The organism is Erwinia mallotivora (assembly GCF_000590885.1).
GTDB classification, from domain to species: Bacteria; Pseudomonadota; Gammaproteobacteria; order Enterobacterales; family Enterobacteriaceae; genus Erwinia; species Erwinia mallotivora.
The window spans coordinates 96,252-123,219 of sequence record NZ_JFHN01000050.1 but is presented as its reverse complement, the minus strand read 5'-3'; the positions used below and the strand labels follow the sequence as shown (position 1 = coordinate 123,219).

26 protein-coding genes, 1 pseudogene and 1 riboswitch are annotated in these 26,968 nt (G+C 54.5%); of the genes and pseudogenes, 14 read left to right on the top strand and 13 right to left on the bottom strand.

What is annotated here, in order from left to right:
- The 7 genes from BG55_RS11865 to mglC all read left to right on the top strand — a co-directional run.
- On the top strand, nucleotides 1–350 hold a 350-nt coding region (locus BG55_RS11865; protein WP_034937873.1), incomplete at its 5' end, for a YbfB/YjiJ family MFS transporter.
- 126 nt (nucleotides 351–476) lie between these two features.
- Complete coding sequence (gene folE, locus BG55_RS11860) at nucleotides 477–1,142, top strand: GTP cyclohydrolase I FolE (RefSeq protein ID WP_034937871.1); 666 nt, start codon at nucleotides 477–479, stop codon at nucleotides 1,140–1,142.
- A gap of 7 nt (nucleotides 1,143–1,149) precedes the next feature.
- The gene (yeiB, locus tag BG55_RS11855) at nucleotides 1,150–2,304 is read left to right on the top strand and encodes a DUF418 domain-containing protein YeiB (RefSeq protein WP_034937869.1); all 1,155 of its coding nucleotides are present in this window, start codon (nucleotides 1,150–1,152) and stop codon (nucleotides 2,302–2,304) included.
- Between the two features lie 155 nt (nucleotides 2,305–2,459).
- On the top strand, nucleotides 2,460–3,458 hold the full coding sequence (gene galS / locus BG55_RS11850; RefSeq protein ID WP_034937867.1) for an HTH-type transcriptional regulator GalS: 999 nt from the start codon (nucleotides 2,460–2,462) through the stop codon (nucleotides 3,456–3,458).
- Between the two features lie 338 nt (nucleotides 3,459–3,796).
- Nucleotides 3,797–4,789 carry a galactose/glucose ABC transporter substrate-binding protein MglB gene (gene mglB / locus BG55_RS11845; protein WP_034937864.1) on the top strand — a complete coding sequence of 331 codons (993 nt, stop codon included), beginning with the start codon at nucleotides 3,797–3,799 and terminating at the stop codon, nucleotides 4,787–4,789.
- Between the two features lie 90 nt (nucleotides 4,790–4,879).
- Entirely contained in the window at nucleotides 4,880–6,400 is a 1,521-nt protein-coding gene (gene mglA, locus BG55_RS11840) for a galactose/methyl galactoside ABC transporter ATP-binding protein MglA (protein WP_034937862.1), read from the top strand.
- 19 nt (nucleotides 6,401–6,419) lie between these two features.
- A complete protein-coding gene (gene mglC / locus BG55_RS11835; RefSeq protein ID WP_034937860.1) occupies nucleotides 6,420–7,430 on the top strand; it encodes a galactose/methyl galactoside ABC transporter permease MglC in 1,011 nt (336 codons plus the stop codon).
- A gap of 125 nt (nucleotides 7,431–7,555) precedes the next feature.
- Here the strand turns inward: mglC and BG55_RS11830 are convergent, their stop codons facing one another.
- Complete coding sequence (locus tag BG55_RS11830; RefSeq protein WP_200871616.1) at nucleotides 7,556–9,517, bottom strand: glycoside hydrolase family 127 protein; 1,962 nt, start codon at nucleotides 9,515–9,517, stop codon at nucleotides 7,556–7,558.
- Nucleotides 9,518–9,541: 24 nt separating this feature from the next.
- A complete protein-coding gene (locus BG55_RS11825; RefSeq protein WP_200871615.1) occupies nucleotides 9,542–10,936 on the bottom strand; it encodes an MFS transporter in 1,395 nt (464 codons plus the stop codon).
- 298 nt (nucleotides 10,937–11,234) lie between these two features.
- Here BG55_RS11825 and BG55_RS11815 point away from each other — a divergent pair, with 298 nt between their 5' ends.
- On the top strand, nucleotides 11,235–12,050 hold the full coding sequence (locus BG55_RS11815) for a helix-turn-helix domain-containing protein (RefSeq protein WP_034937854.1): 816 nt from the start codon (nucleotides 11,235–11,237) through the stop codon (nucleotides 12,048–12,050).
- Nucleotides 12,051–12,062: 12 nt separating this feature from the next.
- Here the strand turns inward: BG55_RS11815 and sanA are convergent, their stop codons facing one another.
- From sanA to metG, 6 genes are all read right to left on the bottom strand, one after another.
- Complete coding sequence (gene sanA / locus BG55_RS11810; protein WP_052018806.1) at nucleotides 12,063–12,845, bottom strand: outer membrane permeability protein SanA; 783 nt, start codon at nucleotides 12,843–12,845, stop codon at nucleotides 12,063–12,065.
- Nucleotides 12,846–13,052: 207 nt separating this feature from the next.
- Nucleotides 13,053–14,750 carry an NAD-dependent malic enzyme gene (locus BG55_RS11805; RefSeq protein WP_034937914.1) on the bottom strand — a complete coding sequence of 566 codons (1,698 nt, stop codon included), beginning with the start codon at nucleotides 14,748–14,750 and terminating at the stop codon, nucleotides 13,053–13,055.
- 119 nt (nucleotides 14,751–14,869) lie between these two features.
- On the bottom strand, nucleotides 14,870–15,754 hold the full coding sequence (gene cdd / locus BG55_RS11800) for a cytidine deaminase (RefSeq protein WP_034937852.1): 885 nt from the start codon (nucleotides 15,752–15,754) through the stop codon (nucleotides 14,870–14,872).
- A 269-nt stretch (nucleotides 15,755–16,023) separates the two neighbouring features.
- On the bottom strand, nucleotides 16,024–16,716 hold the full coding sequence (locus BG55_RS11795) for a CidB/LrgB family autolysis modulator (protein ID WP_034937851.1): 693 nt from the start codon (nucleotides 16,714–16,716) through the stop codon (nucleotides 16,024–16,026).
- Nucleotides 16,709–17,104, bottom strand: a complete 396-nt coding sequence (locus tag BG55_RS11790; RefSeq protein ID WP_034937849.1) for a CidA/LrgA family protein — start codon at nucleotides 17,102–17,104, stop codon at nucleotides 16,709–16,711. The genes BG55_RS11795 and BG55_RS11790 overlap by 8 nt, the downstream gene beginning before the upstream one ends.
- A gap of 190 nt (nucleotides 17,105–17,294) precedes the next feature.
- Complete coding sequence (gene metG / locus BG55_RS11785; RefSeq protein ID WP_034937845.1) at nucleotides 17,295–19,328, bottom strand: methionine--tRNA ligase; 2,034 nt, start codon at nucleotides 19,326–19,328, stop codon at nucleotides 17,295–17,297.
- Nucleotides 19,329–19,504: 176 nt separating this feature from the next.
- On the opposite strand from metG, the gene apbC reads away from it, so the two are divergent.
- On the top strand, nucleotides 19,505–20,614 hold the full coding sequence (gene apbC / locus BG55_RS11780) for an iron-sulfur cluster carrier protein ApbC (protein ID WP_034937843.1): 1,110 nt from the start codon (nucleotides 19,505–19,507) through the stop codon (nucleotides 20,612–20,614).
- A gap of 97 nt (nucleotides 20,615–20,711) precedes the next feature.
- On the opposite strand, the gene BG55_RS11775 is transcribed toward apbC, so the two are convergent.
- The 5 genes and pseudogenes from BG55_RS11775 to BG55_RS22285 all read right to left on the bottom strand — a co-directional run.
- Entirely contained in the window at nucleotides 20,712–21,158 is a 447-nt protein-coding gene (locus BG55_RS11775) for a GNAT family N-acetyltransferase (protein ID WP_034937840.1), read from the bottom strand.
- Complete coding sequence (locus BG55_RS11770) at nucleotides 21,158–21,415, bottom strand: hypothetical protein (RefSeq protein WP_052018805.1); 258 nt, start codon at nucleotides 21,413–21,415, stop codon at nucleotides 21,158–21,160. Before BG55_RS11770 ends, BG55_RS11775 begins: the two co-directional genes overlap by 1 nt.
- 245 nt (nucleotides 21,416–21,660) lie before the next feature.
- The gene (locus BG55_RS11765) at nucleotides 21,661–22,068 is read right to left on the bottom strand and encodes a putative T6SS immunity periplasmic lipoprotein (RefSeq protein ID WP_034937837.1); all 408 of its coding nucleotides are present in this window, start codon (nucleotides 22,066–22,068) and stop codon (nucleotides 21,661–21,663) included.
- Nucleotides 22,065–22,223, bottom strand: coding sequence for a hypothetical protein (locus BG55_RS22835; RefSeq protein WP_160170851.1), 159 nt, complete (start codon nucleotides 22,221–22,223; stop codon nucleotides 22,065–22,067). Before BG55_RS22835 ends, BG55_RS11765 begins: the two co-directional genes overlap by 4 nt.
- Before the next feature lie 255 nt (nucleotides 22,224–22,478).
- A pseudogene (locus tag BG55_RS22285) lies at nucleotides 22,479–22,628 on the bottom strand (transposase); the annotation flags it as partial.
- A gap of 333 nt (nucleotides 22,629–22,961) precedes the next feature.
- Here BG55_RS22285 and BG55_RS11755 point away from each other — a divergent pair.
- The 5 genes from BG55_RS11755 to fbaB all read left to right on the top strand — a co-directional run bounded on the left by BG55_RS11755 (nucleotide 22,962) and on the right by fbaB (nucleotide 26,892).
- On the top strand, nucleotides 22,962–23,405 hold the full coding sequence (locus BG55_RS11755) for an STM2901 family protein (protein ID WP_034937909.1): 444 nt from the start codon (nucleotides 22,962–22,964) through the stop codon (nucleotides 23,403–23,405).
- Nucleotides 23,399–23,749 carry a DUF1493 family protein gene (locus BG55_RS11750; protein WP_034937835.1) on the top strand — a complete coding sequence of 117 codons (351 nt, stop codon included), beginning with the start codon at nucleotides 23,399–23,401 and terminating at the stop codon, nucleotides 23,747–23,749. Before BG55_RS11755 ends, BG55_RS11750 begins: the two co-directional genes overlap by 7 nt.
- Nucleotides 23,750–23,969: 220 nt before the next feature.
- A riboswitch (TPP riboswitch) is annotated at nucleotides 23,970–24,066 on the top strand.
- A 34-nt stretch (nucleotides 24,067–24,100) separates the two neighbouring features.
- On the top strand, nucleotides 24,101–24,901 hold the full coding sequence (gene thiM / locus BG55_RS11745; RefSeq protein ID WP_034937832.1) for a hydroxyethylthiazole kinase: 801 nt from the start codon (nucleotides 24,101–24,103) through the stop codon (nucleotides 24,899–24,901).
- Nucleotides 24,898–25,698, top strand: a complete 801-nt coding sequence (thiD, locus tag BG55_RS11740; RefSeq protein ID WP_034937830.1) for a bifunctional hydroxymethylpyrimidine kinase/phosphomethylpyrimidine kinase — start codon at nucleotides 24,898–24,900, stop codon at nucleotides 25,696–25,698. The genes thiM and thiD overlap by 4 nt, the downstream gene beginning before the upstream one ends.
- 141 nt (nucleotides 25,699–25,839) lie before the next feature.
- Nucleotides 25,840–26,892, top strand: a complete 1,053-nt coding sequence (fbaB, locus tag BG55_RS11735; protein WP_034937827.1) for a class I fructose-bisphosphate aldolase — start codon at nucleotides 25,840–25,842, stop codon at nucleotides 26,890–26,892.
- Nucleotides 26,893–26,968 lie beyond the last annotated feature (76 nt).

Sequence of the window (26,968 nt, the reverse complement as noted above, 5' to 3'; positions counted from 1 at the left end):
CCAGCCAGCGGCTGGCGCTGACGCTGTGGCTTCAGGCACTGGGGATCTTATGCGCCGGGCAGTTGCAGGGGATCAGCGGGCTGGTAACAGGAGCCGTACTGATCGGCGGCGGATTTCTGAATGTGGTTCAGCTTACTCTGCTGGTCGCTCGCGAACTGGCTCCCCGACATAACCGTTACATGGCCGGGCTGCTGACCACCGGCTATGCCATCGGCCAACTGGTTGGCCCGGTTTTCTCGGCGCTTTCCACTGCGCTGAGCGGGCGACTGGAACCTGCGCTTTATCTGGCCGGGGCAGGGCTGTTGCTGGCGGGCTTACTGGTCTGGCGCTGCGACGCTGGCAGCAAATGAAACAGTTTCATGCGGCTTGAAACTGATTTGCTGGATTAACGGCGCGTTGTGTACCAAAATACCGCCTCAGAATTTTTGGCGGTCCCCTTACGGGCCGCAGTAAACCCTGTCGGAGAAGAAACCACCATGGCTACGTTAAGTCAGGAAGCCACACTGGTTCACGAGGCGCTGCTTGCCCGTGGGCTGGAAACCCCGTTACGCTCACCTGCTCGTGAAATGGATGATGAAAGCCGCAGACAGCTGATCGCCGGTCACATGACCGAAGTGATGCAGCTGTTAAATCTCGACCTGCAGGATGACAGCCTGGCTGAAACACCCCATCGTATTGCCAAAATGTACGTCAATGAGATCTTCTCGGGGCTGGATTACGCCAACTTTCCCAAAATCACCCTGATTGAGAACAAAATGAAGGTGGATGAGATGGTCACGGTGCGCGATATCACCCTGACCAGCACCTGTGAGCACCATTTTGTGATGATTGACGGTAAAGCGACCGTGGCTTATATCCCGAAAGACAAAGTGATCGGCCTGTCGAAGATTAACCGCATCGTGCAGTTTTTCTCTTCACGTCCACAGGTGCAGGAGCGACTGACCCAGCAGATCCTGTTGGCATTGCAGACGCTGCTCGGCACCAATAACGTTGCGGTGTGTATCGATGCTGTTCACTACTGCGTGAAGGCCCGTGGTATCCGTGATGCCACCAGCGCCACCACCACCACCTCACTGGGCGGTCTGTTCAAGTCCAGCCAGAACACCCGTCAGGAGTTCCTGCGCACCATTCGCCACGGCTGACGACACCATGCCACGGATCCCCACGCTGGATTTTCTCCGGGGTCTTGCCATTCTGGGGATCCTGCTACTCAACATTGTTGCTTTCGGGCTGCCCCGCGCGGCCTATCTCAATCCGGCGTGGCACGGACTGCCCGCCACTTATGATGCCATCAGCTGGGCGGTGGTCGATCTCTTTGCCCAGGTCAAATTCCTCTCGCTGTTTGCATTGCTGTTTGGTGCCGGTTTACAGATGTTGCAGCCTTACGGCAAACGCTGGATGCAGGCGCGCCTGAGCTGGCTGCTGCTGTTGGGTTTGATGCACAGCGTATTGCTCTGGGACGGTGATATTCTGCTGGATTACGGCCTGACTGGTCTGGTGGCCTGGCGGATGGTGCGTGATGTTGGCTCAACCCGTCAGCTGTTTACTACCGGCGTACTGCTCTATCTGCTTGGCTGCGGTGTTTTACTGCTGCTCGGACTGGCGGCAGGGGAGCAGGCTAACAGCTCGTGGCTGCCTGATTTCGCTGAAGTGCAGTACGAAACTTTCTGGAAAACACAGGGTGGTTGGGAAGCGATCGTTAATCGTCTCGACATGCTCTCTTCCGGACTGCTGGCTCTGGCGGCGCAGTATGGCTGGCAGCTGGTCGGACTGATGCTGATCGGCGCGGCGCTGATGCGCAGCGGCTGGTTGCGCGGCACTCGCCCCCCGGCTCACTACCGCCGCTGCGCGTTGATCTTAATCGCCGTTGCCTGGCTGATCGAAATCCCGGCCATTTATCTGCAATGGGCAAGTGGCTGGGACTTTCGCTGGAGTGGTTTCTTCCTGCAACTGCCGCGTGAGCTGGCCGCACCTTTGCAGGCGCTGGGCTACGCCGCATTGTGTTTTGGCTGGTGGCCCGCGCTCAGCCGCCTGAAACTGACCTTTGCCATCACCTGCGTGGGCCGCATGGCGCTGACTAACTATCTGCTGCAAACGCTGATCTGTACCACGCTTTTTAACCGGCTGGGCTGGTTTAATCAGCTGGACCGTCTCCACCTGCTACTGGTGGTGCCGCTGGTATGGCTGTGTAATCTCCTGGTTTCCGTCCTGTGGCTGCGTTTTTTCCGTCAGGGACCGGTGGAGTGGCTGTGGCGCAGGCTGACACGACTGACCGGCGGCGCACCGCTGAACAAAAACGTCTGAAGGAGACACGGGTCACAAATGTTGCGAATTTGTATGTAACCGTTTTCATTGCTGTGACGCATTTCACGTAGCCTGCCCTCAGCCCCTGTCAGAATAGCGGCCTGCAACTCAGGGTCAGGATCGGCTATGCACATTTTCTCTTCGGTTAAACAACCATGATTACCATCCGTGATGTGGCTCGCGAAGCGGGTGTGTCGGTGGCAACGGTGTCGCGGGTGTTGAATAACAGCAGCGCCGTTACCGCTGAAACCCGCGACATGGTGCTCAGCGTGGTGGATGCACTGGGTTACCGGCCAAATGCCAATGCGCAGGCGCTGGCTACACAGGTCAGCGATACCATCGGCGTGGTGGTGATGGACGTCTCAGATCCCTTCTTTGGTGCGCTGGTTAAGGCGGTGGATACCGTCGCCCAGCGTATGCAAAAGCATGTGCTGATTAATAACTCCTATCATCAGGCTGACAAAGAGCGTCACGCCATCGAGGTATTGATTCGCCAACGATGTAACGCGCTGGTGGTGCACGCCAAAGCGCTTGGCGATGCCGAGCTGGCAGTATGGATGGATCAGGTGCCGGGAATGGTGCTGATCAACCGTCTGCTGCCGGGCTATGCCCATCGCTGTGTCTGTCTGGATAACGTCAGCGGCGCGCTGATGGCGACGCGGATGTTACAGCAGCAGGGGCACCAGCGTATTGGCTATCTGGATTCCGGCCACGCGATAGAAGATGGCGAGCAGCGCCGCGCTGGCTGGCAGCAGGCGCTGATGGAGCAGGGCGTGGTGCCCCCCGAAAGTTGGGTCGCCAGCGCGGAGCCGGATTTACAGGGCGGCGAAGCGGCGATGGTGGAGTTGCTGGGGCGCAACCTGCATCTGACGGCGGTCTTTGCCTATAACGACAGTATGGCTGCCGGTGCGCTGGCGGCACTGAAAGATAATGGTATCGCCGTGCCTCAACACCTGTCAGTGGTGGGCTTCGATGATATTCCGGTGGCACGCTATACCGATCCCCAGTTGACCACGGTGCGCTATCCCATTATTTCCATGGCAAAACTGGCGACTGAGCTGGCGTTGAAAGGCGCGGAAGGGACGCTGGATGTCAGTGCCAGGCACTGCTTTATGCCCACGCTGGTTCGCCGCCATTCCGTCGCCTCCGGCTAAAGTGTGGGGCGGGTCACTAACCTGAACTATTCTGCTATGTAACCGTTTTCAATTTGTGAGTAAATTCACAGTTAATTAACATCAGCTTCCTTATGATGGCAACCAGTTAGCGGAAGTGAAACATTATGTAACGCGCTTCATTCCCGCCCGGGCTGGCATTTACAGCCACCGTGAAACAGATCATTACACAGCGTTCGGGACAGTGGTAAAGCACAGGGAAGTCTGCAAATAGTCGGCTTTGCGTAACGTTTTATTAACCTTAACGCCTCGCCGGATTTCAGCGCCTTACCTGGTAAGGTAATACGCAGAGAACGACCCTACAAAAAACCGGAGATAACATGAAGAAGGCTTTCACGCTCACTGCCCTGGCTGCCTGCATGATGTGCGCTGCCACCGTTCAGGCCGCAGATACCCGTATTGGTGTGACCATTTATAAATACGATGACAACTTTATGTCCGTCGTACGCAAAGACATTGAGAAAGAAGCAAAAAACAGCCCGGACATCCAGCTGCTGATGAATGACTCTCAGAACAGCCAGTCCACGCAGAACGATCAGGTCGATGTGATGGTGGCAAAAGGCGTGAAGGCGCTGGCGATCAACCTGGTTGACCCGGCCGCTGCCGCCGTGGTGATCAGCAAAGCGAAAGCCAATGATATTCCGGTGGTTTTCTTTAACAAAGAGCCAACCGCCAAAGCGCTGGCCAGTTATGACAAAGCTTATTATGTCGGCACGGATTCAAAAGAGTCCGGCGTGAAACAGGGCGAACTGATTGAGAAACACTGGAAAGCCAATCCGGGCTGGGATCTGAATAAAGATGGCGTCATTCAGTTTGTGCTGCTGAAAGGGGAGCCAGGCCACCCGGATGCGGAAGCGCGTACCAAATACGTGATCGATACGCTGAACAAAGACGGCGTGAAAACCCAGCAGCTGCATCTGGATACTGCCATGTGGGATACCGCCCAGGCTAAAGACAAAATGGATGCGTGGCTGTCCGGCCCGAACGGCAACAAAATTGAAGTGGTTATTGCCAACAACGATGCGATGGCAATGGGTGCAGTAGAAGCACTGAAGGCGCATAACAAATCCTCTGTCCCGGTATTTGGTGTTGATGCCCTGCCTGAAGCGCTGGCGCTGGTGAAATCGGGCGCTATGGCCGGAACGGTGCTGAACGATGCGGAAAATCAGGCCAAAGCCACTTTAGACATGGCGAAAAACCTGGCCGCTGGCAAACCGGCTACCGATGGCACCAGTTACAAACTGGAAGGCAAAGTCGTGCGTGTCGCCTATGTGCCGGTGGATAAAGATAACCTGGCGCAGATCGCGAAATAAGCTGTCACTGGTATGGGCGCAGTCTGTTGCGCCCTTTTCCGGCAGGCTAATCCGCTGCCGGTTTCATAAAACGTTAAGCCAGGTAGAATTATGGGCAGTGATAAACAACCCAATCAGCGCGAATATTTGCTGGAAATGACCAACGTCAGTAAATCATTTCCTGGTGTGAAAGCGTTAGACAACGTGAATTTAAAAATCCGTCCTCATTCGGTTCACGCCCTGATGGGTGAGAATGGCGCGGGTAAATCCACGTTATTAAAATGCCTGTTTGGTATTTACAGCAAAGATACCGGCAGCATTGTTTTCCAGGGTAAAGAGATCGATTTTAAAAGTTCAAAAGAAGCGCTGGAAAATGGTGTGTCGATGGTCCATCAGGAATTAAACCTGGTGCTGCAACGCACGGTGATGGATAACATGTGGCTGGGACGTTATCCGCGCAAAGGCTTTTTTGTCGATCAGGATAAAATGTATCGCGACACCAAAGCCATTTTTGACGAGCTGGATATTGATATCGACCCGCGTGACAAAGTTATTTCACTTTCTGTTTCGCAGATGCAGATGATTGAAATAGCCAAAGCGTTCTCCTATGACGCCAAAATTGTCATTATGGATGAGCCGACCTCGTCACTGACGGAAAAAGAAGTCAATCATCTGTTTACCATTATCCGCAAGCTGAAAGATCGCGGCTGCGGCATTGTTTATATCTCGCACAAAATGGAAGAGATTTTCCAGCTGTGCGATGAAATTACCATCCTGCGCGATGGTCAGTGGATTGCCACCCAGCCGCTCGAAGGGCTGGATATGGATAAAATTATTGCCATGATGGTCGGGCGTTCGCTCAGCCAGCGCTTCCCGGATAAACACAATGTGCCGGGTGAAACCATCCTTGAAGTCCGTAACCTGACCTCGCTGCGTCAGCCGTCAATACGCGATATTTCTTTTGATCTGCGTAAAGGCGAGATCCTTGGCGTCGCCGGACTGGTGGGCGCGAAGCGTACTGATATTGTGGAAACCTTATTTGGCATCCGCGAGAAATCCGGCGGCACGATTAAACTGCACGGTAAAAAAATTAATAACCACAGCGCCAATGAAGCAATTAATCACGGCTTTGCGCTGGTGACCGAAGAACGGCGCGCTACCGGCATCTACGCGTTTCTCGATATTGGTTTTAACTCGTTGATTTCGAATATTCGTAAATATAAAAACAGCGTGGGTCTGCTGGATAACAGCCGGATGAAAAGTGATACCCAGTGGGTTATTGACTCGATGCGGGTAAAAACACCGGGCCATGCCACCTCCATCGGCTCATTATCCGGCGGTAACCAGCAGAAGGTTATTATTGGCCGCTGGCTGTTAACCCAGCCGGAAATTCTGATGCTGGATGAACCGACCCGTGGTATTGACGTGGGGGCGAAATTTGAAATTTATCAACTGATAGCCGAGCTGGCGAAGAAAGAGAAGGGGATTATTATTATCTCTTCTGAAATGCCAGAGCTATTAGGGATTACCGACAGGATCCTGGTAATGAGTAACGGCATGGTTGCAGGCATTGTTGAAACCAAAACCACTACGCAAAACGAAATTCTCCGTTTGGCATCGAAGCACCTTTAATAAGGTAAGGGCTGTTACCATGAATGCTGTAAATAAAAAAAATGCGCTCACCTGGTTAAAAGAGGGTGGCATATACGTTGTGTTGCTGGTGCTGCTGGCAATTATTATTTTCCAGGACCCGACTTTCTTAAGCTTAATGAACCTGAGTAACATTCTTACTCAGTCTTCCGTCCGTATTATTATTGCGCTTGGCGTGGCGGGATTAATTGTCACCCAGGGCACCGACCTGTCAGCGGGTCGTCAGGTGGGGCTGGCCGCCGTGGTAGCCGCAACCCTGCTTCAGGCGATGGATAATGCCAACAAGGTGTTCCCGCATCTGGATACCGTACCGATTCCGCTGGTTATTCTGACCGTGTGCGTGATCGGTGGGGTAATTGGTCTGGTTAATGGTCTGATTATTGCTTATCTGAAAGTGACGCCGTTTATTACCACCTTAGGCACGATGATTATTGTCTATGGTATCAACTCGCTTTATTACGATTATGTCGGTGCCTCGCCTATCGCCGGGTTTGATGAGAAGTTCTCTACTTTCGCCCAGGGCTTTATCCGGATTGGTGAGTTTAAACTCTCTTACATCACCTTCTATGCGGCGATTGCTATCTTCTTTGTCTGGATCCTGTGGAATAAAACCCGTTTTGGTAAAAACATTTTTGCCATCGGCGGTAATCCGGAAGCGGCAAAAGTATCCGGGGTGAACGTTAATTTTAACCTGATTCTGATTTATGCCTTATCCGGCGTGTTTTACGCCTTTGGTGGGATGCTGGAGGCCGGTCGTATCGGTTCCGCCACCAATAACCTTGGCTTTATGTACGAACTGGACGCCATTGCGGCCTGCGTGGTGGGCGGCGTTTCCTTTGCCGGCGGCGTGGGTACGGTTGCAGGGGTAGTGACCGGCGTACTGATTTTTACCGTTATTAACTACGGTCTGACCTATATCGGAGTGAATCCCTACTGGCAGTATATTATTAAAGGCGGCATTATCATTTTCGCTGTAGCGCTGGATTCACTCAAATACGCCCGCAAAAAGTAGTCTTTTGTTGTCAACATCGGGGCCAGACGGCAGCTGCCGTCTGGTTTTTTTTATTCCGCCCGGCCTGTGCCAGACCGCAGCTTATTCCCGCCTGTTTTGGTTTTTCCGGATTAATGATTGCTGACTCAGCCCTCATCCACCCACACCCGCATCTCGCCCTCGCCACGGTTAGCCCAGCTGAAATAGGGCACAAAGGTCAACGGCTGAGAGGTGAAGGCTGCCGGTGCGGCATCAAAGCTGTATAGCGGCTGGTGCGCTGCGTCCACCGCATGACGCCGTAGTCCGGTGGTCTGCAACAGGATTTTGCCGCTCAGCACACCGCTGCCGGGTCGGGTATGGAAGGTGGCCCCGGTGGGCAGCAGCAGATTGTGCAGCTCCGCGCCGTTATCCGCCTGTTCAAGGCACCAGACCAGTGGACCGCGCTGGATAGCGACTTTTCCGGCCACGTGGCGCAGCAACGGATTGCCCCTTACCCGGATGACCGGCATCGGCAGCGTCAGCTCAAGGCGATCGCCGCTTTGCCACTTCCGGTTCAGCCGCAGATAGCCCTGTTTCCGCAGCTCAGCCACCGCCAGAGGCTCTCCGTTAAGCGTCGCCTCCGGCGAGCTGCACCAGTCAGGCAGGCGCAGGCCGAGGGTGGCATCAAGCGATTTGTCACAATCCACCTCCAGCCAGATACGCCCCTGCCAGGGATAGTCGCCGCCCTGTTTCAGACGCAGGGGCTGACCGCCAATCTCTGTTTCCAGTTCGCTGCCGATGTACAGATTCACATCCACACCCTCAGGGCGTCGGGTATAAATGTAAGACCCCAGCGAGGCCAGCAGCCGCTCAATATTCGGCGGGCAGCAGGCACAACCAAACCAGCGCTGACGCACGGGTTTGACGTGGTCATAGATATGGTTGAACGGAACGCTGGCAGGGTGCACCTCCAGGGGATTGACGTAGAAGAAGTGCCTGCCGTCCAGCGCCATACCAGCCAGCACCGTGTTATACAGCGCACGCTCCATCACATCGGCGTAGCGGCTGTCAGCCTCCATTTGCAGCATCCGGTTGGCAAACATGATCAGGCCGATCGAGGCACAGGTTTCGTTATAGGCGGTATCGTTAGGCAGATCGTAATCACTGCTGAAGGCTTCACCACTACTCTGTGAACCAATCGCGCCGGTGATATACATCTGCCGGTTGGTCATATTTTCCCACAGCCGCTGGCAAATCTCGCGCTGTTGCCGGTCCTGACTGAGTCGTGCAAGGTGGGCCACGCCGGCATAGAGATAAACGAATCGCACCGCATGGCCGATGGCCGTTTTCTGTAAGGCGACCGGCAGATGTGCCTGACTGTAGGCTTTATCCTTCACCATCCATGCCGGGCCATAAGTATGCCAGTGAGAAGTTTCACCGCGCCTGAGGTATTCGATGTCGTAGTAGTGTGGCTGCGTACCGCGCTCTGTCACAAAGAAGCTGACCAGGTCCAGATAGCGCCGTTGCCCGGTTGCTTCGTACAACCGCATCAGCGCCAACTCAATTTCAGGATGGCCCGGATAACCCGCCAGCTGATCGTCCCCCGGCCCGAATACCGTGGCGATATGATCGGCCAGTTTGCAGGCGATCTCCAGCAGTCGTGTCTTGCCGGTGGCCTGATGATAAGCCACTGCGGCCTCGATCAGATGTCCGGCGCAGTAAAGTTCATGGCACTCCGCCAGGTTGCTCCAGCGCGCCTCGGGTTCTTTAATGGTGAACCAGGTGTTGAGATAGCCGTCAGGCTGTTGCACCGCGCCGATCAGTTCAATCACCTCATCAGCGGTTTTTTCCAGCTGACCGTCCGGCGTTTTCGTCAGCAGATAAGCCACCGCCTCCAGCCACTTGGTGACATCGCTGTCCTGAAAAACCATGCCGTGAAATTCACCCTCCTCTCTGCCTGCCGCAATACGAAAGTTGGCAATGGCATGGCTGGGCTCGGCGTCGGCCACCTCGTCATTCAGCGCCTGCCACTGATAAGGTATCACCACCTCTTTAATCAACTGCTGATAGTCCAGCCAGAAAGAATCGGTCAGGGTGACCTGCCGAAGCGGGATCTCAGGTTTAGCCATCGGGGAATCGCTCATCACTTCTCCTTACTTAAATGCGGACTGGCTGGCGAGATCGCGGGAAATCCGCACCAGCAGGTTTTTTCTCAGTTTGCAAAAACAGAGGCAGGCCGCCAGCAGCAGATGCAGTGCCGCAGGCAGCAGCGTTTCAAAAAGCGTGATGCCGTTAAGGGATGCGCTGGTCTGATGCTGTTCTCCTGCCTGATAGCCCACCAGCACAAACACCAGGCTGATAATGCCCGCGCTGGAAGCCCAGGCCAGCTTGATAAAAAACAGATTGAAGGCAAAGTTCATTCCGGAAGAACGAATGCCGTTCTTCCAGTGGCCATAGTCGTCAGCAAAGGCCATCAGGGAGAAATGCAGCGGCAGGGTAAAACCCAGCATCACACAGTGAACGAAAATCAGTCCCAGCCACAGCGACTGATAAGCTGCGCCGGTCGGGGCAAACCACAGACCTGTAGAGAAGGCGGCCAGCAGCAGATTGGTCGCCATATAGAGCCGCACGGTGTCAAACCACTTATTCAGCTGGTTGACGATAACCGCACCGAGAATCGCCGCCAGCGTCAGCATGGCAAAGAACATCGAGGCATAAGCTGCACTGCCTTTCAGCACGTAGGTGATGAAGTACATATAGCCACCGCCGCGCAGATTGAAGACGTTGATCAGCAGAAAGGACATCAGCAGCATCAGCAATAGCTGGTCATTGCGGGCCATAGCGCGCAGATGGTCGCGAATGCTGAATTTGCCGGGGCTGGGAAGGGTAACCCGTTCACGCACGCTAAAAAAGCAGCATAAAAACAGGGCTGCCGCAATGACGCACATCAGCGCGACGCCGTGCTGGTAGCCTGCCACAAGGTTGCCTTTGCCGGTCAGCGCCACCAGCCACGGCAACCCCACGGAAACCATAAATCCCGCCATGCCGCAGAGGACAAAACGCCACGCCTGGCAGGACATCACCTCCTGGTGCTGGCGGGTCATGGCATTGATCAGTGCACAATAGGGAACATTAATGGCGGTGTAGCTGACGGAGAGCAGGAAATAGGTGACAAAGGCCCAGATGATTTTCCCCTCCGTGCTCAGAGGGGGCACGGTAAAAGTCAGGATACCGGCGATGGCCACCGGCAAAGCAATCCACAACTGCCACGGACGAAACCGCCCCCAGCGGGTATGGGTGCGATCGGCTACGATACCCATCAGCGGATCGGCGATGGCATCAATCACTCTGAGCGTAATAAATAATGTGCCCACCAGCGCGGGCGTCAGGCCAAATATATCGGTGTAGAAGAAGGTCAGAAAATTCGCAATCAGGCAGGTAATCACCGTGCCACCTGCGTCACCCAGACCATAACCTGCTTTCTCGCTGAGGGTTAATCGGGCGCTCGAATCTTTTATTTTCATGGTCAGGCTCTGAACGGTTTGCATCATTTATTCCTCAGGCAAAAACGCATAAAAGAGTAATAAGGCGTGGACGAGGCTGCATTATCCGTAATACGCCAGCTTGATTTTCTCAGGCCATTTTTCAGTAGTCGGTCAGTAAACTTTTTATTTAATCTGGCACGGCAGACATCGGCCAACAAGAGGGCGTTCAGGTAGTAAAACAGCACAATTCCGACCTGCCGGATTATTTGTGAAGCAGATCAAACCCTGACGCCTTGTCATCATGTCCGGGGCTGCATGTGCTATTAATTACATTAAAAACCGTGCAGTCAGAGGAGGTTGAATGCTTTCTTTATCCGTCACTTATCCGCTAAAAGTGCAGAACGGCGGGCTGTTTATTTCCCGTGGCGTGGGTACACATCCGACCCGCACCCTTAGCTCGTTTGAACTTATTTATCTGGTCAGCGGCACGCTGTCGTTGCAGGAAGAAGAACGTATTTTTCAGTTAAAGCAGGGGGAATGCTTACTTCTGTTTCCAGGGCGGCAACATCGGGGGGTATCGGTATTTAACGATAAGTTGAAATTCTACTGGTTACATTTTGATGTGCTGCCGGAACAGCAGGAAAATCCATTATTACAACTGAATATTCCCCAGCATTGCAAAGTTCAGGATGAAGATAATTTACTTGCGCTGTTTCGTTTATTTTTAAATGAACAGGCTCGTATTCCCCAAAGCCAGTCGCTGGAATTATTATTAATTCTGTTATTGCAGGAAATTGTTCGCAGCGGTGCAGAGACGCCCGCGGCAAATGGTCCGGGCGCGGCACTGGCATGGCAGGCGAAACAACTTATTACCACGCACTATCACCGTCTTACCGGGGCCAGTGAACTGGCTCGATCGCTACATTGCAATGTGGATTACCTTGGGCGGATATTTCGTCGGACGTTTGGCCTCACCCTGACTGGCGCACTACAACAGCAGCGTATTACCGCCGCAGAGAAAATGCTGCTGACCGATGCCTGTAGTCTCAGTGAGGTTGCAGCAGGTTGTGGATTCAGCGATGTGAGCTACTTTCGTCGGGTTTTTCGTCAACTGCGCGGTATGACTCCCGCCGCCTGGCGCAAACGCTACTGCCGACAGCATGTGAATTCCGATTGACGCCACGCGGCCTTACGATGCGACGGCAGGGGGACGGTTGGCTCCGGCGGCGGCTGGCGGCGGCGGGGCCGGGGCGATGGATTTCAGCTTCTGCTCCAGCTCCAGCAACTGTTCAGGGGTCACTGCCGGATAGCTTTGTGCATCTTCCGGCACCTCATGCCGTGCCGGGATAGGCACCATCGGCCCCAGAAAACGCGGCTCGCGCTTCATCAGATAGAGATCGGCCAGCGCGCCAAGACGCGCGACCACTTCCCGCAGGCGGATAGTCAGCATATTTTTCGGCGAGGGGACCGCATAGCACTGAGCCTGAATGCCCATGTGCAGCGCAATAAACAGCGCCCGCTCGCAGTGAAAGCGCTGGGTGATAATAATAAAATCATTGGTGTCGAACACCTTACGGGTGCGCACAATCGAGTCCAGGGTACGAAATCCGGCATAATCCAGCACGATGTCAGAGGCCGGTACGCCGGCGGCAATCAGGTCGCGGCGCATGGTCATCGGCTCGTTATAACTGTGCTGGGCATTATCGCCACTAAGCAGCAGATAGTTAACTTTGCCGCTGTTGTAGGCATTCAGCGCACCCTGCATGCGGTAGAGATAATACTGATTGATAACGCCAGTGCGGTAGTATTTGGCGGTCCCCAGAACCACCCCCACCTGGCGATGCGGCAGGGCGTTGAGACTGGAATAAACCCAGGGGGCGGTTTTTATACTGATCCAGCGATCCAGGCCGAGCGCAGCCGCAATCATCAGAACCACGATGATAATCAGGCTATAAATCAGGCGTTTTACCATGCCGGACGCTGCTCAAACTTCGTATAAAAAGGTGGATCAAGGCTACTTTACCCGGCGGAGTGAAGCAAGCGGGAAGGCTGCGGATGGGCGCATTTCGCACAATCCGCCGTCAGGAATATGCGGATGGTTGAAAAAGCGTCAGCAGCAGGAGCAATAACCGGGGGTGACGGTAAACTGGCCGGGAAGGTGCCTCCCCGGCCATCGGCGTTAAATTGATGTGCGACGGTAGTGGCGATACTGCGGCAGCCAGAAATTGGCGGAGATCGCTCGGGAAAGCACATCTTCTGAGGTCACTACAGCGACACCGGCTTCCTGAGCGGCTTTGGCGACGGCCATGGCGATCACCTTCGAGACGCCCTGAATATCTTTGACTTCGGGCAGAACCGGGCCTTCACCATCATTGACCAGCGGTGAGCAGTCAGCCAGGGCACGACTGGCGGCCATCAGCATGGAGTCAGTGACGCGGGTGGCACCAGAAGCAATGACCCCAAGGCCAATGCCGGGGAAGATATAGGAGTTATTACACTGGGCAATCGGGTAAGTTTTTTCCTTTAACATCACCGGAGAGAACGGGCTGCCGGTGGCAACCAGCGCGGCACCGTCGGTCCACGCCAGGATATCCTGCGGCGTGGCTTCCACGCGAGAGGTTGGGTTAGACAGCGGCATCACGATAGGGCGCGCACAATGTTTGTGCATTTCCCGGATAATCTCTTCACTGAACAGTCCCGGCTGGCCGGAAACACCAATCAGGATATCCGGACGCGCATTGCGCACCACGTCCAGCAGTGACAGGGAATCCGAAGAGGAATCCCAGCCGCTAAGGCTGTCACTTTTCTGCACCAGCTTGCTCTGGAAACTGAGCAGATTAGGCAGCTTGTCGGTCAGCAGGCCGAAACGGTCAACCATAAAGACGCGGGCGCGGGCTTCGTCGTCACTCAGGCCTTCCGATTTCATCTGGGCGACAATCTGCTCAGCGATGCCACAGCCGGCAGAACCGGCACCGAGGAACACCACTTTCTGCTCGCTCATTTTGCTACCGGCAGCGTGGCTGGCGGCAATCAGCGTGCCCAGCGTCACCGCCGCCGTGCCCTGGATATCGTCGTTAAAGCAGCATACCTCATCGCGATAACGCTCCAGCAACGGCATGGCATTTTTCTGGGCGAAATCTTCAAACTGTAACAGCACGTTCGGCCAACGGCTTTTTACCGCCTGAATGAATTCGTCAACGAATTTGTCGTACTCTTCGCCGGTGATACGCGGATGACGCCAGCCCATATAGAGTGGGTCGTTAAGCAGTTGCTGATTATTGGTGCCAACGTCCAACACAATCGGCAGGGTATAGGCCGGACTCATACCGCCACAGGCGGTGTACAGCGACAGCTTACCGATAGGGATACCCATGCCGCCGATGCCCTGATCGCCAAGGCCCAGGATACGCTCGCCGTCGGTGACCACAATCACCTTAACGTTCTGCTTGGTGGCGTTTTGCAGCATATCTTCGATATTGTCGCGGTTGGGGTAGGAGATAAACACGCCACGGGCGCGGCGATAAATCTCTGAGAAATGTTCGCAGGCTGCGCCGACCGTCGGGGTATAAATAATCGGCATCATCTCTTCAAGATGGTTGTCGAGCAGGCGGTAGAACAGCGTTTCGTTGGTGTCCTGAATGTTGCGCAGATAGACGTGCTTGTCGTTATCGTTTTTAAAGTCCTGAAACTGACGCCAGGCGCGCTGGGCCTGCTCTTCAATGGTTTCCACCGTCTCAGGCAGCAGCCCTCGCAGGTTAAATTCATTTCGCTCCTCAACTGAGAACGCGCTGCCTTTATTCAGCAGGGGAAATTCCAGCAAAATTGGCCCTGCATAGGGGATATAAAGTGGCCTTTTACTTTCGTGTTCGAGTTCCATGTCAGCAATACTCATGCGATTGGTGATGTTGTGGGCCAATCCTAAAATAATTCATCTGAAAGTACAGCTTTTGTTAACAAGTGATCACAAAAGCTGTTTATTTTGTGCGATTGAGTGGATTAATTCAGCGGGATGGTAGTGAGATTGTTGCAGCCGAGCGCCTGAAGCGTTGCCAGCGTCGCCTGATGTTGAATGAGTCTGGCATCGGGCGCTTCAGCCAGAACCGCTCGCTGGATCTGCTTCAGATTATGACCGGCCAGATTCATCAGGATCAACGCGGCCTGTAGCGGCGGCAGGCTGGGATTAAACGCCGCATTCTCAGCGTAGCTGCCGGCAAAAATGCTGCCATCGGCACTTTCTAACGCCACGCCGCTCAGCGCCTGAGAGTAGGGCGCATGGCAGCGGTTTGCGGCCTGTAAAGCCGCCTGACAAAGCGCATCACCGTGGATATTCAGCCCGTGGTTGACCGGGTCCAGCAGCAGCGTTTCAATCGCCAGATCGCGTGGGCCAAAGGCATCTGGCAGATAATCGGCCAGTGTCGCCGGTTCGCGTCCTGGTAAATGTACGGTGAGGCGGGTGCCGCTGTTCAGCTCATTCATAAACTGACGACAGTGGCCGCAGGGGCTGTAATTGACGGTGATGGCTTCCAGTGCCGTTTCGCCACGCAGCCAGGCATGGGTGACTGCACTCTGCTCGGCGTGGACGGTCTGCTGCATGGTTGCGCCGGAAAACTCCATGTTGGCCCCAAACCAGAGATGACCGCTTCTGCCCAATGCAATGGCACCGACGTTAAAAGCCGAAAGCGGCGTCACCGCACAGGCGGCGGCAAGGGGCAACAGCGCAAAAGCCAGCTCCCGCAGGTCAAGGCCACTGTGTTGCTGCATTGCAGACACCTGCTGCGGGGTGAAAAACGCCGGGAAGTTATCGGCGGCCAGAAAGGGTTCCGCAGCGGCCTGTATTAGGGGCGGCAGCGTGGTAAATGCAGTCTGGAAACGGGGTTGCATGTCAAGTCTCTCTCACAGTGACGGCCGCTTATCATGGCGGGCTGCGTCACCGCTGTATGTGATTTGCATCACACTTACAATGTAATTTGTGAAACGAAACGGCGAAATGCGCGACCTGCCGCAAATTTTAGTGCCGGTGATACGACGTCAGCCGCATCAGGCTGAGGCAGAATTTTCTGCCCTGAATGCAGTATGACCGGATGCCACGACCTGGGATCCCGCCTTCAGACCCCCGGTTTTACTCTGCTAACCAGCTGCCTGTCGCCGCTTTACCCTGAGAAATGCACCAGCAGCGGGAACAGAAAGGGGGCCAGCAGCGAGGTGATAATGCCGCAGATAACCAGCGCCAGTGAACTGTATGCGCCTTCCTGATAGTCCAGCTCGGCACAGCGGGCGGTGCCCAGCGCGTGGGAAGCGTTGCCAATTGCCAGCCCCCGTGCCGATTTGCGGTGAATTTTCAATATGTTGAGCAGCATATGACCGAACACAGCACCCAGCACACCGGCAATCAACACGCAGATGGCGCTGATCGCCGGAATACCGCCCAGCGTGGCTGATACCGCCATTGCAATCGGCGTGGTAACGGATTTGGGCATGATGGTGGCGGCAATTTGCGGCGTGGCGCCCATCCACAAGGCAATGGCGGTGCCGGAGATCATTGCCGTCAGGCTGCCGGTAAAACAGACGCCGATAATGGATTTCCAGCGCGCCCGGATCTGATGCATCTGCTCATACAAAGGCAGTGCCAGCGCCACTACCGCAGGTTGGAGCAACTGGTTGAGCAGCTGGCTGCCCTGAAAATAACGGGCGTAGGGCATGTTGATCAGCAACAGCAGCGGAATAATCACCGCCATCGAAATTAACAGCGGATTGAAAAACGAGATCCTGACTCTGGCGGCCAGTTTTCGCGCGGCGAGAAACACCACAAGGGTCAGCGGCAGTGACCACCAGATATCACTCATCGCGGGCTCCTAGTTTTATTACCGGGCGGCCATGCAGCTTATCGCAGACCAGTCCGACGGTGGTCAGGACGATGAAAGTACTGACCACCACTGACACCACAATCGGACCAAACTGGGCGCTGAGAATATCGGTGTAGTTCATCACGCCAACGCTGATGGGAACAAACAGCAGCGCCATATAGCGGATCAGCAGCCAGCAGCCGGGTTTTACCCATTCGACGGCAAGCAGCTGAGTGGCGAGCAGGGCAAACAGAATAAGCATACCGATAATGCTACCGGGGATGGTGACAGGCAGCAGCCTGGCGATGCCGTTACCGGCCCACAAACAGAGATAAATGATCAGGAAGGCGCGAAGGTAATGCCAGCCTGCAACAAGCGCACTGCGCATGATAAGCTCCTGGTTTTTTTGAAGATGAATCTTACGATCAAAAAAAGAAGTGTGCTACCGATCACAGTGTGAAGCCGGAGGCGGGATGTGCCAGGCGTAGAGCTGAAACCTTAATCACCCGGCTGCCCTCTACCGGCTGGGAGAAGCGGCGCTTTTCACTGCGAGGTAAAAAGCGCCGCCGGGTGCCGGATTATTTCACCTGCATACCGGGCTGTGCGCCGCTGTCAGGAGAGAGCAGGAAAATGTCGCTGCCGCCAGGGCCCGCTGCCATCACCATCCCCTCAGAAACACCGAAGCGCATTTTACGCGGTGCAAGGTTAGCCACCATGACCGTCAGGCGTCCGGTCAGCACCGTCGGGTCCGGATAGGCTGCGCGGATGCCGGAAAAGACATTGCGTGTTTCACCGCCCAGATCCAGCGTCAGACGCAGCAGCTTATCGGAGCCTTCGACAAACTCAGCACGGCTGATCAGCGCAATGCGCATATCCACTTTGGCAAAATCATCAAAGGTGATGCTTTCCTGAAGCGGCGCGTCAGCCAGCGGACCGCTGACAGCCGGTTTGGCAGCCGCTGCTGCTTCCTGCCTGGCAGCCTCAACCAGTGCATTAACCTTATCCATCTCAACACGCTGAAACAGTGCCCTGAAGGGGGCGACGCGGTGGTTCAGCAACGGCTGGTGCAGGCCATCCCAGCTCAGCGACTGGTTCAGGAAGGCTTCTGCCCGTTCGCTCAGGTCGGGTAAAACCGGTTTCAGCCAGGTCATCAGCACGCGGAACAGGTTGATCCCCATTGAACAGATTGCCTGCAAATCGGCATCGCGGCCTTCCTGCTTCGCCACCACCCACGGAGCCTGCTCATCAACATAGCGGTTTGCGACGTCTGCCAGCGCCATGATCTCACGGATGGCGCGGCTGAACTCGCGGCTGTTCCAGGCTTCGGCGATAGTGGCAGACGCGTCGGTAAAGGTTTTATACAGCTGCGGATCGGCCAGTTCGGCGGAGAGCTGACCGTCAAAACGTTTAGTGATAAAACCGGCATTGCGCGAGGCCAGATTAACCACTTTATTAACGATGTCGGCGTTAACCCGCTGCACAAAATCTTCCAGGTTGAGGTCGATATCATCAATGCGGGAAGAGAGTCTGGTGGCGTAGAAATAGCGCAGGCTGTCGGCGTCCAGATGTTCAAGCCAGGTGCTGGCTTTGATAAAGGTGCCGCGCGACTTGGACATCTTCGCGCCGTTCACCATGACATAGCCGTGAACAAACACATTGGTAGGCTTACGGAACTGGCTGCCTTCCAGCATGGCCGGCCAGAACAGGCTGTGGAAATAGACGATATCTTTGCCGATAAAGTGGTACAAATCCGCGTCAGAATCTGCCTTCCAGAAGGTGTCAAAATCGATATCGTCGCGCCGGTCACACAGGTTCTTAAACGAGCCCATATAGCCGATTGGCGCATCCAGCCAGACGTAGAAATATTTGCCTGGCGCGTTCGGGATCTCAAAACCGAAATAGGGCGCATCGCGCGAGATGTCCCACTGTTGCAGCCCGGATTCAAACCACTCCTGCATTTTATTGGCCACCTGCTCCTGAAGCGCACCGGAGCGGGTCCAGGCCTGGAGCATGGCGCTGAATTCTGGCAGGTCAAAAAAGAAATGCTCTGAGTCGCGCATTTCAGGCGTGGCACCGGAAACCACCGATTTTGGATCGATCAGTTCGGTCGGGCTGTAAGTTGCGCCGCACACTTCACAGTTGTCGCCATACTGATCGGCTGATTTGCATTTTGGACAGCTGCCCTTCACAAAACGGTCCGGCAAAAACATGCCTTTTTCCGGATCGTAAAGCTGCGAAATGGTGCGGTTCTTAATAAAGCCGTTCTCTTTCAGACGGGTATAGATCAGTTCTGACAGCTGGCGGTTTTCTTCGCTGTGGGTCGAGTGAAAATTGTCATAGCTGATATTGAAACCGGCCAGGTCGGTCTGATGTTCCTGACTCATCTCGGCAATCATCTGCTCTGGCTGAATGCCCAGCTGCTGCGCTTTCAGCATGATCGGCGTGCCGTGTGCGTCGTCAGCACAGATGAAGTAAACCTCGTTGCCGCGCATTCGCTGGTAACGGACCCAAATATCTGCCTGGATATGCTCGAGCAAGTGACCGAGGTGGATGGGACCGTTGGCGTACGGCAGGGCGCACGTTACCAAAATTTTCTTCGCGACTTGAGTCATAGTAAAACTTGCTATACCTGTTTAAAAAGAGGGGATTCGATGGTAACCGATAGCGGCTCCCTGCGTAAACAATCCCGCATGGACCACCCCGATTTTTGCAGCAGGCCACGCCTGCCTGCGGTCATATCTGATATGCTCCGCTGAATAAAACTGACAACCAAACAGGAGCCGGGACGATGTCACAGTCAGAGGAAAAACGCTCACCGGAAGCGCTGCGTGCCGTGGTGATGGGGGTGCTTGGCACCTTCGAACATCCAACATTAGAGCAGAATCTTACCAGTCTGAAGGCGCTGCGCCATTGTGCGCTGATGGATAACACCCTGCATATTGAGCTGGTGATGCCGTTCGTCTGGCTGAGCGGCTTTGAGATATTAAAAGAAACCGTCAGCACGGAACTGCTGCGGCTGACCGGTGCCCGGGCAATCAACTGGCGGCTTAACCATCAGATTGCCACGCTGAAGCGGGTGAAAAATCATCCGGGCGTTAATGGGGTGAAGAATATTATCGCCGTCAGTTCGGGCAAAGGTGGGGTGGGAAAATCCAGCACCGCAGTTAACCTGGCCCTTGCGCTGGTAGCCGAAGGGGCGAAGGTGGGATTGCTGGATGCCGATATCTATGGTCCGTCAATTCCGGATATGCTTGGCACGCGCGATGAACGACCCGCCTCGCCGGATGGCAAGCATATGGCGCCCATTATGGCGCATGGCCTGGCAACCAACTCGATTGGCTATCTGGTGACCGACGATAATGCCATGGTCTGGCGCGGGCCGATGGCCAGTAAAGCGCTGATGCAGTTGCTGAATGAAACGCTGTGGCCGCAGCTTGACTATCTGATACTGGATATGCCGCCGGGCACCGGGGATATTCAGCTGACGCTGGCGCAGAATGTGCCGGTCACGGGGGCGGTGGTGGTGACGACCCCGCAGGATGTCGCATTGATAGATGCGCGTAAAGGCATCGTGATGTTCGACAAGGTCAGCGTGCCGGTGCTGGGCGTGGTGGAAAACATGAGTATCCATATATGCAGCCACTGCGGTCATCCTGAGGCTATTTTTGGCACTGGCGGGGCAGAAAAGCTGGTGGAGCAGTTTCATATCCGCCTGCTGGGCCAGCTGCCGCTGCATATTTCGCTGCGTGAAGATCTCGATGACGGACAGCCGACCGTGGTGCGTCGGCCGGAAAGCGAATTTACCGATATGTACCGTGAACTGGCGGGTCAGGTAGCCGCACAGCTGTTCTGGCGTGGAGAGGTTATTCCGGAAGATATCGCCTTTCGTGCGGTGTGATGGCGGCAGCGCCGGATGATTTGGCCTGCCACCGGCGCTGTGCTTCAACGCCGTGCGTTGCGGTTTTGCGGCCTGCCAGGTTGACGCCGCAGGTGCATCAGGCCGTGGTTGGGGATGAGGGCTTCAGCAGGTAGTGCAGCAGCAGATAGGGTCCCTGATCGCTTTCACCACTGCCAATTCGTTGCCAGCCATGCCGCTGATAGAAGGCCAGCGCGTGTTGGTTGGCGCTGAGGCATTTCAGTTTGCCGGTAGAAGTAAACCCCGCCTGCACGGCGTTTAACAATTCGCTGCCAACCCCGCGCCCCTGCCAGGCCGGGTCAACAAACAGGCTGTGCAGGAAGTTATCATTGGGCAGCACGGCGGCAAAACCGACGCGGCATTCTTCTCTGCTGGCCACCAGCACCCGTTCGCCCAGCGTCACGCAATCAAAATCTTCCAGTTGCCACTCGCTGCCATCCAGCCAGTGCCAGTTAGCCCGCCTCGCAGCAAGAAACAGCGTGCGCAGGAAGGGGCGGTCGGCCTCGGTGAAAGGGCGGATTGCCATCAGCGTTCACCCCAGACCGGTTTGACGTGCCTTTCGCTTTCGGCTCCGCTTCCGCGATAGTCATAATCAATTTTTCCCGCTTCGAACAGCTGATCCAGCAGGGTAAAATTATCTGCGGGGGTGACGTTGCAACGGCTGTTTAACTCCGTATCCCGCAGGGTGAATGCGTGGTCGCCACGGGCGATCTGCCGGAGGTATTGCAGCATCTGAAGTGCGGCAACGCTTATGCCATACTGTTCATTAAGTGGTCTGTTCATCCCGGTTACCCTGTCTCAGCGGCCTGACTTTAATCAGCTCTCAACTGAGCGGACTGTAGCAAAAAGTTCCGAATCGGAACATCAGGGATTATCGATGACAGTAAAAGGGAAAATGCAGCGCTGGTCTGCGTGGTAAAAGGTCACATTGTGGATTGTGCGTCATAGTAACCTTATCTGGCATGATTCGCATTGGCTGGGATAATCAAGACAGCGTCGGCGCACTGTCAGTTATTTCGCCTGAAAATTTATTGAATATTTTCAAGGAAAAAATTTCCTGCTTCGTCTTTTCGCAAACTAAAGGTATTTATGAGGCGATATTTTTTCTTATCATCTTCAGTTGTAATACCCATCAAAACGGACCATCTGCCTTCCTGCCATTTTACATCCGGATACGAAATGCACTCCCCGTAAAAAATATCTGGAAAGGTTGATTTCTGGGGCGTATGCCAGAAAGGCAGCCAGTCTTGCTGTGATTTTTTATAAATCATGACACCCTGATTTTTCATTTTTTGGTGAGCGGTTTTAATATCTGAATTTATTTTGAAACAAGGGGCGTTATTCTTAATTTGGACATCTAATTGATGAACCCAGGGTTTTTCAAGATGGCAGCCATTAAGGAAAAAAATAGCGCCAATCCATGTCAGGTTTTTCATGGAAGATTCCTTTTGGCAGAGGGATCTCTCAGGAAGCCACGCATCACCCACTGATAGCTTTTTAAAAGATTCGGACCTCTGATACCGGTAAAATTTGATATTTCATCAAATCCTGAACGGCCAAACTTCAACAGCCAGAAATAATCAGCAATCATGCTTGCCTGGACTTATATACCGTAGTCGGAAATCAATTGATGATTTGGCAGCGAGTAACGGTAAGACACAGCCCGGCTAACTAAGCCGCGTATCTTTACGTTGAGTCCTGATTGATATAGCCAGACGTGAGTCCTCGTGACTCTTTTTCATCTGCGCTCATTGTCGCTCTCCTTGCTAAATTAAGCGTTAAAATACTGGCAGTTGTTCTTTCTTTATCAAAGTATAAATGCTGTCACTGTTTTTTTGGATATGCACCATTTGAAAATCTGGTTGGCATTGATACCGTGCAGGCGCGTGGCGTAATACACGGTCGTGCCGGGTTCCATTGCCTGCTGAATAATGGCTATTTTTCCCCGCAGTGTACTGCGGCGACGCCGCTCAGGTCATGATAACACTTCAAGCATATTGTTATTCCGACGGGTGTTAAACACAGGTCTAAGACTACCTCTTATTTTTAGAGAGGCGAAATGTCTGGTGATCTATGGGGCCAGTCTGAAAAGCCAGACCAGGCGAACTTAAACTCTGTGACAAATTTGATGTTACCACTACACACTATTTGATTTGCTGCGATGGATGAATAGGTAAAATTGTGCTCTCGTCACAAAAGGCAAGCGACAGGAAGAATGGTGGGGATTTGTAAAGTATTCCCTCATTCTCTTTTTAACTTGTGGCTGGTAGATTTTATTGAGCTTAGACAAGGCTTAACGCAGACTGGACGAATTGAAAGGGATTTTAGTATGGATACAATTCAACAACTGCATGGGACATATTTTTACAATGGGCTATCGAATCTTACTGCCCGTGAGCTTTTCTTCTTTGTCTTTTTGGAAGAGGCTCACAAGCAGCCTGGCGTTGCTGATATAAGTGCACTTGCACTTATAATCCTCGGGCAACCAACTCAGAGCACGCGAGGGAAGCCTGTCGGAGCAACTAAAGGTACCTCTATTCTTAGTGAGAACCTCAGGCGCTGGCTGAAATACCATATACCCCGCTGGCCTACACTTACAACGGAAAGTATTCGCCATTTAAGGTTTAGTTATGTAACAAACCCGGGGGCATTTGCCGGACGATGGATACCCATTCTGGGAATAGTTTTTGTTATGAATGATGTTTATCAAATCAGTTTCAAAACCGTTTGCACCTGTAACCGTATTGTGAGGAAAGGTGACAAAGTATGGTAGAGGATGATGTCGAAATTGCGGTAATGGCATGGTATGACAAGACCTGGAATTTGAAGCCGCTTTTTGCCAGAGCTAAACCTGTTTTAACTCTTGATACCAGCCTTTCTACAGGTAAATACCCCTGGGCCCGTGAGACAGGAGATGAGATTATGAATGACTACTTTTCGCGCTTTAACGTTGATAAGGGGGCATTTAATTTTTTATCATACTGGCCCCTGGAGAAGGGATTTGTGCCCAACTTTCTTCGCCCTGCATCTCTGAGGGTTCCCGAAGTTGAACCTGAGCCGTTAACAATGCGGATGTTAATAGAATCTTCGAAAGCCGGGCGTTGGCTCTATGACTGACATATGTCAATGTTGACAGGGACCCTGTGGTATTTCAGGAAATTATTTGCTGGCGAAGGGATTTGTCGTATAGCAATCTGGACACCAGGATATCTGGCATGCATTGCATAATGGCAACAGGCAGACTGGGATGCCTCCTGTGAGTAAATGGCTGTATGTGCATTGCCGCTTTTCACAATCAAAGGACCAATTAAGTTAATCACAGCTGTCTGATTTTTAAGTAAATGACTCGGGGTGCCCTTCCACGTGAAGGCTGAGAAATACCCGTATTACCTGATCTGGATAATGCCAGCGTAGGGAAGTCAGATGCTCAGCGCATCGCCTTCCCGATCGCCGGTCGGGAGCACTGCAATGACACAACCTCTGCTTTTTACGGCCAGCCAGGCCCTCTCTTCACTCAACCTGTTTCGTCAGGCCTCGCCACTGGTGCATTGCCTGACCAATGACGTTGTGCAGGCGCTGACCGCCAATGTGTTGCTGGCGCTGGGAGCGTCTCCGGCGATGATAACCGAACCGCAGGAAGTCACTGAGTTCAGCGCGCTGGCCGATGCGCTGCTGATTAATGTCGGCACCCTGACGGTGGCCCGCAGCGAGGCGATGCTGCTGGCGGTTAAAACTGCATCCCAGGCGGGTAAACCCTGGGTGCTCGACCCGGTAGCGGTGGGGGGACTGACCTTTCGCAGCGATTTCTGCCGACACCTGCTGAACTATCACCCGACCGTCATTCGCGGCAATGCATCAGAAATCATCGCGCTGGCGGGCCTGGCGGGCCTGGGGGGCAGCGGTCGCGGGGTGGATACCTGCCATCCGCCAGAGGCGGCGCTGGAGGGCGCATTCAGCCTGGCGCAGCACAGTGGCGCGATAGTTGCGATCACCGGGGCGGTGGATTACGTCACTGACGGCGAGCAATGCCGGCAGATACCAGGAGGTTCTCCGTTAATGACCCGGGTGGTCGGCACCGGCTGCGCCCTCTCGGCGGTAGTCGCCGGGTTCGCCGCGTTGCCCGGAGAGAAACTGAATCATATCGCCAGCGCCTGTCGGGTAATGAGCCTGGCCGGGGAAAAAGCAGCCTCCGCCGCCAGCGGACCGGGAAGCTTTACGCCGCTGTTTCTCGACGCCCTGTATAAACTGGACGCGGAGGCGATGGCATGAAACGTATCAATGCACTGACCATTGCCGGTACCGATCCCAGCGGTGGCGCAGGAATTCAGGCCGATCTGAAAACCTTCTCCGCGCTGGCAGCCTACGGCACCAGTGTGGTAACCGCGCTGGTGGCGCAGAACACCTGCGGCGTACAGGCACAGTATCCGGTGTCGCCGGATTTTGTCGCCGCCCAGTTATCATCGGTGCTCAGCGACGTGCGTATCGACAGCATGAAAATCGGTATGCTCAGTGAAAGCGCCATTGTCGGGGTGGTGGCGGATTGTTTACAGGCAGCGGCTGTTCCCTGGGTGGTGCTGGATACGGTGATGCTGGCGAAAAGTGGCGATCCTTTACTCTCCCCCCCGGCGGTGGCGACGTTGCGACAGCGGCTGTTACCCGTGGTTTCTCTGGTCACGCCCAATCTGCCGGAAGCCGCCGTGCTGCTGGACTGTGATATCGCCCGTGATGAAACAGAAATGCGCCAACAGGGAAGGGCGCTGCTGGCGCTGGGTTGCCAGGCCGTGCTGATGAAGGGCGGCCATCTGTGTGGTGACGAAAGTCCTGACTGGCTGTTCACCGCAAAAGAAGAACATCGCTTTACCTCGCCCAGAGTGCCGACGAAAAATACCCACGGCACGGGCTGCACGCTCTCGGCGGCGCTGGCGGCGTTACGGCCACGCTGTGACAGCTGGTATGTGACGGTACAACAGACCAGGCAGTGGTTACAGGGCGCACTCGAACAGGCGGATTCACTGGAAGTGGGGCGGGGACACGGCCCGGTACACCACTTTTATCGCTGGTGGTAAGACGGCAGGGCGCATGTGCGGAATGTTTCTGAAAAATGCCCCCGGTAATTTGCCTTAAGCGCGGTTTTGGGTCCACGCTGTCTGGGGTGAAGTTAATCCGGACGGGCCTTTGGCCCTGCAATCTTCAGACAGGAGTTAACCATGACCGACATTGTACAGTTACTGGGTAAAGAAGCGGATACGCTGCTGCAACATCGCTGTATGACAATCCCGGCAGAGAGCCTTTACCTGCCGGGCGAAGATTATGTTGACCGGGTGATGGTCGACAACAACCGACCTCCCGCGGTGCTGCGCAATATGCAGACGCTGTATAACACCGGGCGGCTGGCAGGTACCGGCTATCTTTCGATCCTGCCGGTCGATCAGGGTGTCGAACACTCTGCCGGTGCATCCTTTGCCGCTAATCCGCTCTACTTTGATCCAAAAAATATCGTCGAGCTGGCGATTGAGGCCGGTTGTAACTGCGTGGCCTCCACTTATGGCGTGCTGGCGTCGGTTTCGCGGCGCTATGCGCACCGGATTCCGTTTATGGTCAAGCTCAATCACAACGAAACCCTCAGCTATCCGACGCAGTATGATCAGACGCTGTATGCCAGCGTGGAGCAGGCATTTAATCTTGGCGCGGTGGCGGTAGGGGCGACCATCTATTTTGGATCGGAGCAGTCGCGTCGCCAGCTGGAAGAGATTTCCGTCGCCTTTGAGCGGGCCCATAAGCTGGGGATGGTGACCGTGCTGTGGGCCTATCTGCGCAATAACAGCTTTAAGCTGGATGGGGTGGATTATCACGCCAGCGCCGACCTGACCGGACAGGCCAATCATCTGGCGGCGACCATCGGTGCGGATATCGTTAAACAGAAAATGGCGGAAAACAACGGCGGCTATACGGCGCTGAAATTTGGCTATACCGACTCACAGGTCTACAGCAAGCTGACCAGCGATAATCCCATCGATTTGGTGCGTTATCAGCTGGCGAACTGCTATATGGGACGGGCGGGACTGATCAATTCCGGTGGTGCAGCGGCAGGGGACACCGATCTGGCGGAATCGGTACGCACTGCGGTCATTAACAAACGTGCCGGTGGGATGGGGCTGATCCTCGGACGTAAAGCTTTTAAAAAGTCGATGCAGGAGGGCATCGCGTTGATCAATGGCGTACAGGACGTCTACCTGGCGAAAGAAGTGACCATCGCCTGATAAGCCTTTTCGGGGCGCGGCAGGCGGGCCGGAGATACCGGGTCTGCCGTGCGCTGCTTTTCTGCACTGAATATTG